Origin of the sequence: Natrinema salinisoli, from assembly GCF_020405205.1 — an archaeon.
GTDB lineage: Archaea > Halobacteriota > Halobacteria > Halobacteriales > Natrialbaceae > Natrinema > Natrinema salinisoli.
In genome coordinates this window covers 1,136,926-1,150,302 of the sequence record NZ_CP084469.1, presented here as the reverse complement: position 1 = coordinate 1,150,302, position 13,377 = coordinate 1,136,926, and the positions used below count along the sequence as shown (strand labels likewise).

Here is a 13,377-nt window from a genome sequence, read left to right as displayed (position 1 = left end):
AAACTGCGGACGAACGGCGGACCGGGAGATCGAACGACGGCTCTCCGTCAATCGATCGTCACGAGGGGGACGTCACTCCCGTCGAACTCGACTGTTACCTTATGACCCACATACCTGAAGCTGATCCGGCCGGTTCGCTCACCGCCCGACACCGTCGTCGCGAAGATCGCCGTGAGCGCGTCGGGATCGACTGCGTCGAACAGGGGCGGTAATGCCGTCGGGTCGACTCCCTCGAGCGCCGCAACCCCGGTGACGATTCGTTCGTGCACCGCGTCGGTATCGACTGCGAGGGAGTGTGTCATTGTCACGTACCCCCACATCGATCTATTAATACCTTCTGAACGTTGGGTTATTTACAAAAATCAGTATACGGTATTCATACGACATTTCGAACTGGTGGTTGACGGTCCGTCCCGTTCGATCCTGGGTGTACGGCCGGTCCGTCCGTGCTGACCGGCGACTGAGTCTCCGCAACCGACTCGAGGTCGACTACGATCTCGGCCTCACCCGCACACTCGGTCAGGTCGAAACGGGTCGATATCGGACCGGTATCGCTGCTGATCGCATCGGCAGACACCGATTACCGAACCGACAGATCCTCGCTACCGCTCGGTTCCGTGAACTCGAGTTCGATCTCCAATTCTCGCTCGCTTTGCTCGGAAAACTCGATTTCGACTTCGACCGGGTCGCTGTGGTCGAAAGGAATCTCCCACTCCGAGGCGGAGATCGTAAACGAAGACCCGGCCTCGAGTTGGTCGGCGAGGTCGTGCAGGAAGGCCGCCGTCTCCTCGCGCGAGAGATACACTTCCCGTTCGAAGAAGCCGCTCGTGATCGTCCGCCGGTCGTCGGTCCGGTCGTCCGGGAACTCCACGCGGTCGTTCATAGGGGAACCTGCCACGACGAGGCGAATAAAGCCTCGTTCACATCGGTCGATACGTCGTGGCACCGACCGGCCTCGAGCCGGGATCATATAGGCCGACCGCCGAAACCCTTCTTGTGGGCAGAGAGTGTCATTTAGTGGCATGTATTTGCTCGACGCCCTGGGAAACGGGACGCGACTCGCCATTCTCAGAAAACTCTCGCGGGGACCGATGTACGTCTCGGAGCTCGCGGACGCGACCGGAATGGACGGAAAAACCGCCGTTCATCACCTTTCGACTCTCGAAGAGGCCGGGCTGATCGCCTCCTATCGGCGTGGAAACAGGAAATACTACGAACTCGTTCGCAGCGTCGAGTTGCGGATCGCACCGCCGCCCGAGCGGAGCTTCGTTTTGCAGACCGACGACGTAGACGAAGCTGACAGTCCCACGCACGGCTAGCCGGATCCGTCCTCGATCGTCCGGCTCCGTCGCCTCTCCGTCGGATCGCCCGATATTTCGGCGATTCGCCCCGCGTGTATAGATTTCCCACGGACATTCCTCTCCGGCCTGTTAGATATATGTGAACAGGTATCGTGGAAGAGGGACATGGTCGAAGAGGTCCTCGAGGGCGTCGTCGAGTCTCAGGGAACGTGGTTCGCGTATCTGGTGCTCGCCGTCGGTGCGATCACCCTGACCTATAGCGTCGAAAAACTCATCAGTTACCTCACGCGGGCGGCGATGGGGCTCGGCGTCTCGATATTCGCGCTCGCGATCGTCTTCACGGGAATCGAGTTCGACGACACCGTCGTCGCGCTCGTGTTCGGTGCCGGCGAGCTCGAGCAGGTAGCGCTCGGGACTGCACTCGGAACTGCCCTCGCGATCACCGGTATCACGCTGGCCGTCGCGGCGATCTACAAACCGTTCCCGGTCGACGTTCCCCGCGACTACCTGGCCCTCCTCGGGATCTCTCCGCTGGTTCTGGTACCGTTCGTCTTCGTCGACCCGCTCACGCTCGGCCACGGGCTCGTCCTCGTCGTGATCTTCACCCTGCTCTTCGGCTACATCGTCTACCGGGAGGTTCAGCGCGACGTTCCCGTCTTCAGGGATTCCGAGATCGCAGAGCGAATCGAGGCCGACGGTGGCGTTCCGATCGACGAACTCGCCATCGAAGACGTCGATAGCAGCACCGTCCTCGAGGAGATTCCCGAAGATCGGTACGTCGCCGAGCGATCGTACGAAGGTGTCTTCTGGCTCGGATTCGCCGCCGTCGCGCTGCTCGGCATCGTGGCCGGGGCCATGCTCCTCGAGGCGGGATCCGAGGCGATCGTCGAATCGTGGGGGATCGAAGAGACCGTCTTCGGGGCGACAGTGCTGACGCTCGTGTTGACGATCGAGAACCTCCTGTTGACGATCGAGCCGGTCCGCCGCGGGATTCCGGAGATCGGAATCGGTCACGTCATCGGCAGTGTCATCTTCTCGGTAACGGCCAACGTCGGCGTCATCACGTTCGTCGCCGACGTGACCATTCCCCGAGACGTTCTCCTCTTTCATCTCCCGGCCGTCGTCGTTCTCACCGCCGTTTCCGCCGCGTTCATCTCGAGCGGGCGACTCCGGCACCGGCACGGCTACGTTCTCCTCGGTCTCTACGTCGTCTATTGGCTGGTCTCGCTGCTCGTCCTCGGTGGTGTCCCAATCCCCGAGGCGCTTTGATCGGAATCGGTCCACTCCGGTCGGTCGCTCGTCCGAATCCGTTGGCGTCTTCGCGTCTCGTGGTACCGAGACCCGTACATAAGTACGACAACGGTGTAGACCGACGATATGGTCGTTCCGGATTCCCCGGTCGCCCTCGTCGGCCTCTTCCTCGTCGGCGTCGTGCTGGTGATCTGGTGCGTCGAGGTCTTCATCGAGGCGGTCGCACAGAGTGCCGTTTCGCTCGGGATTTCCGGGTTCTTTCTCGCGGTCGTCCTGGCCGGCGTCGATCTCGAGAACGCCGTCCTCGGCGTGACCGCGGCATTTGTCGACCTTCCGGCGCTCGCGCTCGGGACCGTGTTCGGTGAGTCGCTGTTCGTCCTCGCCGTCGCCGTCGGACTCGCGGCGATCCTCGTCCCGTTCCGGATGGACGTTCCCCGGGCCTACCTGCTCATGCTCGTTCTCGTCCCCCTCCCCGCGTTCGCGCTGTCGATCGGCGGGACGATCGACCCGCTCGAGGGCGCGGCACTCCTCGCCCTGTTCGTCCCGTTGCTCGCCTACATTTTCTGGCACGAGAGCCGGTCCGAAACGACCTACCTGCTCTCGGAGGAAGTGACGGAGGTCGTCGATATCGAGCCTCGAGCGGCCGGAGAAGCGCCGGACGGCGGCAACGAACCGGACGGGCTGGTGCGGACGGACGTCGACCTCGATATCGACGAGTTCGTCCCGTCGTTCGAGCGTCGGAGCGGGCACTTCAATCTCGGCGTGGCCGTCCTCGCGGTCGTCGGGATGACGATCGGTTCCGGAATTACGGTGGTCAGCGCCGAGGGGATCTTCGTCGCGTTCGGCATCTCGGAGCTGGCCTTCGGCGCGACGGTGTTGAGTTTCATCGCGTCGATCGAGGAGCTGGCGCTCACCGTCGAACCGGTCCGGCAGAATCGACCGGAGCTCGCCGTCGGGAACGTCGTCGGCAGCACGGTCTTCTACATGACTGCAAACGTCGGACTCATCGCCCTTCTCCACCCAGTTGGCACGGGCGGCGACGTCCTGACGGTCCACTGGCCGTTCCTCGCCGCCAGCCTGCTCATCGTGACCGCCATGCTCGCACGCGGACGAGTCACGCGCGTCGGCGGAATCGCTCTGTTCGGCCTCTACGTCGCGTACTGGCTCGCAAATTACCTCTGAGTCACACCCGCGACGGATCCGGGAACCGCAACTGACCGCAGACGTGGCACGCGGAAAATCGCCTCGAGAAGGGGATCCAACTCCGTCCTCGTGTCCGGTCGTTTCTATCGACGTCTCGAGGACGACGGCCGGTTACTCCGTATCGAGCTCGAACTGCTCGTTTTCGGAGACCGCGTTGAGGACGATGCTCGTGTTCGACTGGTTGATGTCCGGATCGGTGATCAGCGTCTTGATCTGATCGTTCATATCGTCGGTGTCTTTGAACTTGCCGATGGCGATCACGTCGTAGTCGCCGGTGACCTCGTAGACGGAGATCATTTGACGGTGGTCTTTCAGCGTTTCCGTGATCTCGGGAAGCGCGTTCCCTTCGGCTTTGAGCTGCATAACGGCCGTGACGTCGTAGCCGACCGCATCGTAGTCGACTTTCGGCGTGTATCCTTCGATCACGCCCTCCTCCTCGAGATCGGAGAGGTGGTTCGAAACGGTCGTCACGGAGACGTCGAGTTCTTCGGCGAGGCTGCGGAGACTCGCGCGGCCGTCGTCGAGTAGCTCGTTCACCAGATCGGAATCTAAGTGTTCGTACGTCATTGTGTGTTATGAAGCTCTCCTCATATTAGGGGTTTACGAATATACAGTTCTATCCGATTCCAGTGAGTCGGTGTAGTGATGGATGCGGTTAAGTCGTGGATAGGCGTAATCGGATCGGATTGCGAGCTCGTCCAGCTCTTCGTGTACGAAGGTTGCACATACCACGGACGACGGCCGATTTACGACCGACAATTCGTTCGCCGTCTCGAAAGCGACGATATCGTCGCTGAACGGGAATCGCACGGACGGCCACTTCGGGACCGGAATCACGCGATACGCCCCTGGGCTCGTTTCTCTCATTCAAATCCCAGAGCGTACGCTTCCTCTTTCCCATTTCGTTCCTCAGAAGAGTGCTCCGTCTGGGATTTGAACCCAGGTCATCGGCTCGAAAGGCCGAAATGATTGGCCGGACTACACCAACGGAGCGTTCACGCACCGAGCCTCGACGGACTTCGTCCGTCTCGCCAACGGAGCGTACTTCGCAACTGGTTGTTGCCGAGGGCTAATGAAAAGCGTTCCGTTCCGATCCAGCAGTGGCACGATATCACGCACGCTGACCCGTTATCTCTCCGACAGCAATCTCGAACTGGCACTCGAGGACGTCAACCGACCTACCCGCGCCGAAGCGACGAGCCCTCGAACGGCATCGATAACTCCCCCTCGAGCGCGAGCAGATCCGCGATCGTCGGGGCCACGTCGATCGCGTCGACCGGATCGTTCCCCTCGAGCGCGGGTGCTGCCGGCCCCCCGAGTCCGAAACACCCGTAGGCGGACTCGTCGACGCGGCCGTGGGACCCGCTCACTTTCGACGCGTCCAGCGAGACGAGTCCGTCGTCGCCGAAGAACAGCTCGCAGGGGTCGAAGCCGGGCTTCGCGTGAATGTCCATCTCGGTCGCGTACGGCGGTGCGTTCGCGCGGTCGTCCCACCAGTAGTACTGGAACCAGGCGTTCGGCGCTGCGACGAGGACGAACTCGCCGGCGTTCGGGTGATCGATCCCGCGCTCGGCCTTGCTCGCCTCCTCGAGCACGGAATCGATCCCCTCGAGCTCCTCAAGTGCGTCGCGAGCGGCCTCGATCGCCCCCTCGTCGACGTAGACGTGTGCGATCTGGTGGTCGACCATGGCGAACGCGCCCGAGGCGGCGAGGTCGACGTCGCCATCGCCGGCCGTCTCGAGCAGGCCGGCGTCGCGGAGGGCGCGGTTGGGGAACACCGGCTGATCCACGCCGTGAAAGCCGTACTCGCTGACGAGCGCGAGGACGGTCTCGTCCCAACGGTCGGTTTCGGAGAGGAACTCGAGGAACTCATCGAGGAGGCCGTCGACGACTTCGGTTTCCTCCGCGAAGGCGTCGCTTCCGGGGCCGTCGCTCTGGCCGACGTAGTCCAGGTGGGGGACGTAGACCCAGAGGAGATCGGTATCGAACCGATCGATCGCCTCGCGGGCGGCCGACAGGATCCACCGACTCCCCGCTTCGTTCGCGCCGGGACCCCAGTAGTTGTGCAGCGGGAAGTGCCCCAGCTCCGCCCGGAGATCGTCGTAGAAGCCGTCCGGGTTCGTCCAGCAGTTCATCTCGAGGATGTCGTTGTTCTCGTCCTCGATCGGCGAGGGGGTGACCGCGACGTCGGCGCTCGTCCCGATCAGGTGCTGGAAGTTCAATACGCCGGTGGTCAGTCCGGCCTCGTCGCTGGCCGTCTCCCAAAGCCGATCGCGGTCGCCGCGATCACGCTCCCAGAACTCCGCGGCGTCGCGCTCGCGGTCGTACTCGCCGCTCGAGACGTCGCCGTGCTCGCCGGGCCCCCGTCCGGTCGCGAGCGTCGTCTGGACGGGAACCGTCACGGCGGGGAAGGGCGGTCGGAGGTCGGTCATCGATTCGGCCGGAAAGAACGACTCGAGGGTCGGCGTTCGATCGGCGTCGACGTGCTGCGGTTGGAGGCCGACGACGTCGAGAACGATCACGCGTCCGGCACTGTCAGTCGCGGCGGGAATCGTCGGTTCGGTCATGGTTTCACTGTGGGCAGATGGTGGTCGCGGTCAGCGGTACCTCTCGGCGTAGTCGTACAGGCGATTGAGCTGCAGGGAGAAGTCGTGCTCTTCGACGCCGAGCGGCGCTTTGAAGAACGACGCGAGCTGGGGCTGGAGTCCGCCGTGTCCGTGTTCGTCGGCGTGGGCGATCAGGCGCACCAGATCGAGGACGAGCGGCGCGGCCAGCGCGGAGTCGGAGCCCTCCCAGGTGAACTGCATTTTCATCTCCGTCTCGAGGAACCCCTCGAAGTGGATGTAGTCCCAGGCCGTCTTCCAGTCGGCCAGCGACGGGGTATAGTCGATCCGGACCCGGTTGTGGCCGATGTCGGGCAGGATCGAGTCGAGCACGTCGCCTTTGGTCGCCAGCTTGCCCGCGGCGTTCGCCTCGTCCTCGAGAACGAGGCCGTCCTTGTTTCCGAGGATATTGTGCCCCTCCCAGCTCATGACGTGGAGGTTGCGTCCGGCGAACATGGGGGCCAGTGCGGACTTGACGAGCGTCTCGCCGGTCTTGGCGTCGCGTCCCGTGTGGGGAACCTCGTTTTCGGCCGCGAACTCGCGGACCCCGCCGAGCGCGTTGCCCGTACTCGGCGTGAAGTTGACGAACGGATGCCCGCCGGCTATCGCGGCATAGGCGTAGAGGACGCTCGCGGGCAGGTCGCGGTCGTCCTCGTCGATAGCCCGCTCGAGGGCGTCGTGGCTGTCGTATCGCGTCGGATCGGACAGTTCCGGTTCCGTCGAGGCGACGTTGACGACCACGAGCCGCTCGAGGTCGTGGCGGTCGCGGAACGACTCGTAATCGTCACCAATCTGCTCGACGACGTCTCGAATCGCCAGCTCCTCGTCTAACTGTTCGCTCTCAGCCGAGAGGGCGGCCCCGCAGTTGATCGCCGTCCCGACCTCGATCCGCTCGTCGATTTCGGCGAGGTCGTCCCGGACTGCCTCGAGCGTGTCCGCGTCAGGGACGCCGTTCCGATCGCGTTGGCGTTCGGCCTGCGCGACGAGCGATTCCGGTTCGATGTCGTGGCCGCCGAAGACCAGGCCCTCGATCGGCGGGAGCTCGAGGCTCGAGACCGGCTCGCGTTCCGTGACCATTCCGGTCGTCCCGGTACTCCCGCCGGCGATCGCGCGGGCACCGACGATCGCCATCGTCGCGACGTTCCCGCGGGCACCGACGAGCCAGACCCCAGTTCGCTCGTCGGCCGGTCTATCCGCCCCCTGACTCATCGCGAATCCTCCCCGCTCGACGGGTAACAGTTATCGAATTGCGACCGCCCGCTGCCCCCGGGATCGATCGCGCGCCACCCGTCCACTCCGATCGCTCGTTCGGTCGGGATCATTCCCACGAACGTGAGGTCCGAACCGGTTTCGTTATGGCTTCCGTAGCGGAAGTAATTCGGCTTTGATCGGCCGTAACGCCGTATTCCAGCGGAGGAGGAGTCGATTCGTCGGGATCAACGCCGGATTTGTCGAGCGAACGATCACAGCACCAAACCGTCCGTTCGTCGGACGGCGGGTATGCGGATTATCGATCCTCACATGCACATGGTATCGCGCTCGGCCGAGGACTACCGACGGGCGCGGCGAGCGGGTATCGAGTGCTGCATCGAGCCGGCGTTCTGGAGCGGCCAGGACAAACACAACGCGGGATCGTTCTTCGACTACTTCGAGCAGATCATCGAACACGAAACCGATCGCGCCGAGCGAGCCGCCAACATGGACCATTACGTGACGATCGGCCTCGAGCCGAAGGAAGCCAACTACCGCGACATGGCCGAAGACGTCCTCGACCGAATTCCGGAGTACCTCGAGCGCGACCCCGTCGTCGGCGTCGGCGAGATCGGCTTCGATCAAGTCACCGACGACGAGGAGTGGGCGTTCCGCCGCCAGCTCGAGATCGCTGAAGAGCGCGAGCTTCCGGTCATTATCCACACCCCACACACTGACAAGCCGTCGGGCACCGAGCGCATCGTCGAGATCGTCGAAGAGATGGGCGTCACGCAGGAGCGGATCATCATCGATCACAATACGGAGAACACGATCGATATCTCGACCCGTACGGACTGCTGGATAGGCTTCACGCTCTACCCTGGCAAGATCGAGACCGGGTCGGCGATCGACCTGCTCGAGGAGTACGGCACCGACAATATGATCTTCAACAGCGCCGCCGACTGGGATCCCTCGGACCCGCTCGCGGTGCCGAAGGCCCGCGACGAGATGCTCGATCGGGGCTGGGACCGCGAGGAGGTTCGGAAGGTCGTCTTCGAGAACCCCTACGAGTTCTTCGACCAGTCGCCGAACTTCGACTACGAGGCCTGAACGCATGCAGTTCGGTTTCTCCACCAACGCCTTCCGGGAGTACCAACTCGAGGACGCGATCGAAGCCATCGCCGACGCGGGATACGACGGCGGCGAGATTCTGCTCGACGAGCCACACCTGTACCCGCCCGACTGTACCGAGGAGGAAATCAAGCGCGTCGCGGACGTCCTACAGCGACACGATATCGCCGTCAGCAACGGCAACGCGTTCATGCTGACCGCGATCGAGGACTTCCATCATCCCTCGTACATCGAGCCCGACGAAGCATACCGGCAGAAACGGATCGACTACACCCTCGCGGCGCTCGAAACCGCGGCCGACCTCGAGCTGCCCTACATCTCGATCGAACCAGGCGGACCGATCCCCGACGGCAAGTCTCGCGAGTGGGCGACGGACACCTTCGTCGACAGCCTCGAGCAAGTCGTCCCGAGAGCCGAGGAGCTGGAGGTCGACCTCCTCGTCGAACCCGAGCCCGACCTGCTGATCGAAACCGGCGGCGAATTCCTCACACTACTCGATCGGGTCGGCTCCGAACGCGTGCGGTGTAACTTCGACGCCGGCCACTTCTACTGCGTCGGCGAGGATCCCGCCGACCTCGTCGAACCGCTCTGGGAGCACACGAGCCACTACCACCTCGAGGACATCCCGGCCGACCGGAGCCACGAGCACACCCAACTCGGAGACGGCGCGATGGATATCGACGCCTTCCTCGGCGAACTCGAGAACCGCGGCTACGACGGCTTCGTCACCGTCGAACTCTACCCCTACGAGGAGACGCCGATCGAGACCGCGCGGGCGGCGATGGACTACCTCGAGGAACGCGGGTGGGCGTAGGGTGGCCGGCGGCGCGTCGTCGGATCGCGACGAGCGGGCGAACGCAGTCGACGACGACGGCCGGAGCGACCTGCAGGCGATCCTCGTCGGGTACGCCGAACTGGTCCGCCTTCCGAATCTCTTCACCGCGCCGCCGGACGTGATTCTCGGCGCCGCGCTGGTGGCTCTCGCCGGTGGGACGCCGCTGCCGACGAGAGTCGCCGGACTCGCGCTCGGGTCGGTGCTTCTCTACGCCGGCGGGACGACGCTCAACGACGCCTTCGACGCCCCGGTCGACGCTCGAGAGCGACCCGAGCGGCCGATTCCGTCCGGTCGGGTATCCCGACGCACGGCGTTCGGACTCGGGTTCGCACTCCTCCTCGCCGCCGTCGCGGTCGCGTTCGCCGTCGCGGGCGGCCCGGCTGGCGTCGCCGCCGGGCTGGTCGCCGTCGCGATCGTCGCCTACGACGGCCTCCTGAAGGGATCCGCCGTCGGGTTCCTCGCGATGGGAACTGCTCGCGGGCTGAACGTCGTGCTCGGGACGACGGTGGCCGGAGCCGCGGTCCTCGAGTCGCCGCGTCGACTCCTGGCCGTGCCCGCGGTCGTCACCGCGTACATCGCCGCCGTCACGTTCATGGCCGCGCGGGAGACCGAGGGCGGGAATCGGCGAGCCGTCGCTGTCGCTTCCGCGGGTGCGGTCGCGGCGGTGCTCGCCCTCGGCTGGTTCCTCGCGGGCGTCGAGCCGACGGCGCTCGAGGCCGCCGTCGCCCTCGCCTTCGCGACCGCGTTCTGCTGGTGGGTCGGCCGACCGCTGCGGGCCGCGTTCGCCGATCCGGTGCCGAGTACCGTCGGGCCGGCGGTCGGCGCGTGCGTCCTCGGGCTCGTGTTGCTCGACGCGGCTTTCGCCGCCACCGTCGGCGTTCGCTGGGGACTCGCGGCTGGCGTTTTTCTCGTTCCGGCGGTGGGACTGTCGCGCGCGTTCGACGTGACGTGAGTTTCCACGCGCCACCGCACGGACACCCTCACAGTACGCCGGTTCGACCATCGTGCGAGTGTGACGGGCCAACGAATTAGTGGCACTTCGGTGTACGAGGCACAGATCGATGGTCGAACTCGCTTTCTCGACGAACGCGTACACGCGCCACTCCCTCCCCGAAGCCGTTCGGCGGATCGCCGACCACGGCTACGCCGGAGTCGAACTCCTCGGCGACGACCCCCACGCCTACTTCCCCGAATTCGGGGACGACGACCGCGAGACAGTCCGCGAGGCCCTCGAGGAAACCGACCTCGCCGTCTCGAATATCAACGCGAATACGGCGATGGGCTACTACGACGACGCGCCGCCGTCGTCGTTCTTCGAGCCGAGCGTGATCCGCGCCGACGACGAGGCCCGCGAGTGGCGCGTCGCGTACACGAAGCGGGCGATCGATCTCGCCGCCACCGTCGGCTCACCGGCGGTCTGTCTCGCGAGTGGTCGCCCGCTACCGGGAACGGTGCCAGAGGAGGCTCGAGAGTACCTCCACCAATCGCTCCACGAGATCCTCGACTACGCCGAGCCGCGCGGGGTCGACGTCGGTATCGAGTTCGAGCCCGAGTTGCTGATCGAGAACACCGAGGAGGTACTCGCCCTGATCGACGAGATCGGCCGGGACTCGCTGGGGGTCAACCTCGACGTCGGCCACGCGGCCGTCTACGGCGAGGACGTCGCGGAGAGCATCCGCGCCAGCGCCGGCTCCATCACCGGCGTCCACCTCGAGGACATCGTCGGCGGCCGCCGCGGGAAACACTACCATCGAATCCCCGGCGAGGGCGATCTGGACTTCCGAACGATCTTCGACGCGCTCGAGGATATCGGCTACGACGGCTTCGCGACGCTCGAGCTCTACACCTACCCCGACGAGCCCGATCGCGCGGCGCGGGAGGCCTACGCGGAACTCGAGGCGTACGCGTAGCTCGGCGATTCGCGAACCGAACCCTCGAACTGACCGGCTTCTCAATCCTTTTTACCCCCTGCGACCATTCCACCGAGCATGAAATACGTCCGCTTTCGCGACCCGGCCGGTGCAGTCCGCCGCGGCGAGTACGAGAACGGAACCGTTCACTTCGCGAACGAGAGCTACGACCTCGCGAGCGACGAGATCGACGTGTTGCCGCCGTCGGAGCCGTCGAAGGTCGTCTGTATCGGACGTAACTACGCCGATCACGCCGACGAGATGGGATCTGACCTCCCCGACCGCCCGATGCTCTTCCTGAAGCCACCGAACGCGCTCGCGGCTCACGGCGACGCGGTGACCGTTCCCGCGGGCAAAGAGCGGATCGACCACGAGGCCGAACTCGGCGTCGTCATCGGCGAGCAGTGTCGCCACGTCTCCGAAGCCGACGCGATGGACGTCGTGCAGGGCTTTACCTGCGTGAACGACGTTTCGAACCGCGACGACCAGCGCCAGGAGCAGAACTGGATCCGCGGCAAAGCGTTCGACGGGGCGGCGCCCATGGGGCCCGTCCTCGCGACCCCCGACGAAGTCCCCGGCGACGCGTTCGTCCGATCGCGCGTCAACGGCGAACTCAAACAGGATGGCTCCCGCGAGCAACTCATCTTCTCGATTCCCGAACTGATCGCCGAGATCACGACCTACCTCACGCTCGAGCCGGGCGACGTGATCGCGACCGGGACGCCCGAGGGCGTCGGCCCGCTCGAGGACGGCGACGACGTCGAAATCGAGGTCGAAGGCGTGGGCACGCTCGAGCACTCGGTCCGGATCCCCTGACTCGAGACGGACGAGTCCCGGCCGATCACGAGTCGAACACTTTTCGGCCTGCTCGAGAAAGAACCCGGCAATGACCGTCCGATTCGACGCGGTGACCGTCGACTGGTTCGGCCTCGCGACCGTCCGCCTCGAGGGACAGACCGGCGCGGTCGTCTATACGGACCCCGGCCCGGAACGGTACGGGTTCCTGGACGACTACGAGGCTCGCGACGGCGATCTGATCCTCGTCTCTCACGATCACCACTACGACCCGGACGCGATTCGGCGGGTCGCCCGCGAGGACGCGCTGATCGTGATTCACGAGTCGATCGACGCCGCCGAGGTCGATGGCGTCGACGAGCGGCCCGAACGCCTCCCGTTCGAGGTCGAGCGCGTTCGGGCGGACGAGTCGTTCGTCCTCGGGCCGCTCGATCTGTTCACGACGCCGGCGTACAACGATCCGGACGGCCCCCACACCGACGAACACGGAACGCCTTACCATCCCGAGGGACGGGGCTGTGGGTTCGGCGTTACTATCGACGGTACGACCGCGTTCTGGCCGGGCGATACCGACGCGTTCCCGTTTCACGAGGAGCTGGACGTCGACCTGTTCCTGCCGCCGATCGGCGGCACGTTCACGATGGATCGCCGCGAGGCCGCGTCGCTGGCCGACGCGATCGACCCCGACCTCGTCCTGCCGGTCCACTACGATACGTTCGACGCGATCGAAACCGACGAGGACGCGTTCGTCGTCGACGTCGCGAGACGCGGCGTTCCGGTCGTCCTCGATGGGTGAGATGGGGGCGCAAACCGTCGATTAGACCCCCTTTCGGGACCAGGCGAACACCGCGATTCCGACGAGGATCAGCGCGCCGAACGCAACCCATTGTCCGATCCCGCTGTCCGCGATCGGAGCGAAGAAATCGATGAGTCCGGACGCCTGCATCAGACCGACCCCGAGCGCGATCATGGCACCGATCGCGATGAGGCCGATCGTGACCCCCTCTTTCATCATCCACGCGGTCTCGTCGGCTTCCTGCGCGCTCGAGGTCGTGGGCTCGTCGATCGCCTCCTCGTCCGGATCGCTGTGCGTCGGCCGTTCGCTGTCTTTGTCGTCGGCCATACAAGTCTAGAGGATACCACTCTCCACAGACGGG

Annotated in this window: 15 protein-coding genes and 1 tRNA gene; 9 read left to right on the top strand and 7 right to left on the bottom strand. The window is 64.8% G+C overall.

Translation table 11 applies throughout. The annotated features are described in order from the left end of the window. Positions 1–47: 47 nt before the first annotated feature. Both ddfA and LDB05_RS05710 read right to left on the bottom strand, forming a co-directional pair. Entirely contained in the window at positions 48–302 is a 255-nt protein-coding gene (gene ddfA, locus LDB05_RS05715; RefSeq protein WP_226006963.1) for a DdfA family disk-determining factor, read from the bottom strand. A gap of 278 nt (positions 303–580) precedes the next feature. Continuing rightward, positions 581–883, bottom strand: coding sequence for an amphi-Trp domain-containing protein (locus tag LDB05_RS05710; RefSeq protein ID WP_226006962.1), 303 nt, complete (start codon positions 881–883; stop codon positions 581–583). Positions 884–1,022: 139 nt separating this feature from the next. On the opposite strand from LDB05_RS05710, the gene LDB05_RS05705 reads away from it, so the two are divergent. The 3 genes from LDB05_RS05705 to LDB05_RS05695 all read left to right on the top strand — a co-directional run bounded on the left by LDB05_RS05705 (position 1,023) and on the right by LDB05_RS05695 (position 3,734). Next, the gene (locus tag LDB05_RS05705) at positions 1,023–1,319 is read left to right on the top strand and encodes an ArsR/SmtB family transcription factor (protein ID WP_226006961.1); all 297 of its coding nucleotides are present in this window, start codon (positions 1,023–1,025) and stop codon (positions 1,317–1,319) included. A gap of 147 nt (positions 1,320–1,466) precedes the next feature. Further along, on the top strand, positions 1,467–2,570 hold the full coding sequence (locus tag LDB05_RS05700; RefSeq protein ID WP_226006960.1) for a sodium:calcium antiporter: 1,104 nt from the start codon (positions 1,467–1,469) through the stop codon (positions 2,568–2,570). 108 nt (positions 2,571–2,678) lie between these two features. Continuing rightward, complete coding sequence (locus tag LDB05_RS05695; RefSeq protein WP_226006959.1) at positions 2,679–3,734, top strand: sodium:calcium antiporter; 1,056 nt, start codon at positions 2,679–2,681, stop codon at positions 3,732–3,734. Between the two features lie 132 nt (positions 3,735–3,866). On the opposite strand, the gene lrp is transcribed toward LDB05_RS05695, so the two are convergent. The 4 genes from lrp to LDB05_RS05675 form a co-directional block, all read right to left on the bottom strand. Beyond that, entirely contained in the window at positions 3,867–4,322 is a 456-nt protein-coding gene (gene lrp / locus LDB05_RS05690) for an HTH-type transcriptional regulator Lrp (RefSeq protein ID WP_226006958.1), read from the bottom strand. Between the two features lie 351 nt (positions 4,323–4,673). Then, a tRNA-Glu gene (locus LDB05_RS05685) sits at positions 4,674–4,748 on the bottom strand. A gap of 185 nt (positions 4,749–4,933) precedes the next feature. Next, positions 4,934–6,322 (bottom strand): alkaline phosphatase family protein, encoded by a 1,389-nt coding sequence (locus LDB05_RS05680; protein WP_226006957.1) that lies wholly within the window; start codon positions 6,320–6,322, stop codon positions 4,934–4,936. 30 nt (positions 6,323–6,352) lie between these two features. Next, positions 6,353–7,567 carry an inositol-3-phosphate synthase gene (locus LDB05_RS05675; RefSeq protein ID WP_226006956.1) on the bottom strand — a complete coding sequence of 405 codons (1,215 nt, stop codon included), beginning with the start codon at positions 7,565–7,567 and terminating at the stop codon, positions 6,353–6,355. 291 nt (positions 7,568–7,858) lie between these two features. On the opposite strand from LDB05_RS05675, the gene LDB05_RS05670 reads away from it, so the two are divergent. From LDB05_RS05670 to LDB05_RS05645, 6 genes are all read left to right on the top strand, one after another. Further along, on the top strand, positions 7,859–8,659 hold the full coding sequence (locus LDB05_RS05670) for a TatD family hydrolase (RefSeq protein WP_226006955.1): 801 nt from the start codon (positions 7,859–7,861) through the stop codon (positions 8,657–8,659). A 4-nt stretch (positions 8,660–8,663) separates the two neighbouring features. Beyond that, the gene (locus LDB05_RS05665) at positions 8,664–9,494 is read left to right on the top strand and encodes a sugar phosphate isomerase/epimerase family protein (RefSeq protein ID WP_226006954.1); all 831 of its coding nucleotides are present in this window, start codon (positions 8,664–8,666) and stop codon (positions 9,492–9,494) included. A gap of 1 nt (position 9,495) precedes the next feature. After that, positions 9,496–10,467: a UbiA family prenyltransferase gene (locus tag LDB05_RS05660; protein ID WP_226006953.1), complete on the top strand. Its 972-nt coding sequence runs from the start codon at positions 9,496–9,498 to the stop codon at positions 10,465–10,467. Between the two features lie 109 nt (positions 10,468–10,576). Next, a complete protein-coding gene (locus LDB05_RS05655) occupies positions 10,577–11,425 on the top strand; it encodes a sugar phosphate isomerase/epimerase family protein (RefSeq protein WP_226006952.1) in 849 nt (282 codons plus the stop codon). 78 nt (positions 11,426–11,503) lie between these two features. Beyond that, a complete protein-coding gene (locus tag LDB05_RS05650) occupies positions 11,504–12,241 on the top strand; it encodes a fumarylacetoacetate hydrolase family protein (protein WP_226006951.1) in 738 nt (245 codons plus the stop codon). 70 nt (positions 12,242–12,311) lie between these two features. Continuing rightward, complete coding sequence (locus tag LDB05_RS05645; protein ID WP_226006950.1) at positions 12,312–13,016, top strand: MBL fold metallo-hydrolase; 705 nt, start codon at positions 12,312–12,314, stop codon at positions 13,014–13,016. A 21-nt stretch (positions 13,017–13,037) separates the two neighbouring features. Here the strand turns inward: LDB05_RS05645 and LDB05_RS05640 are convergent, their stop codons facing one another. Continuing rightward, positions 13,038–13,343 carry a hypothetical protein gene (locus tag LDB05_RS05640; RefSeq protein ID WP_226006949.1) on the bottom strand — a complete coding sequence of 102 codons (306 nt, stop codon included), beginning with the start codon at positions 13,341–13,343 and terminating at the stop codon, positions 13,038–13,040. Between the last annotated feature and the right edge of the window lie 34 nt (positions 13,344–13,377).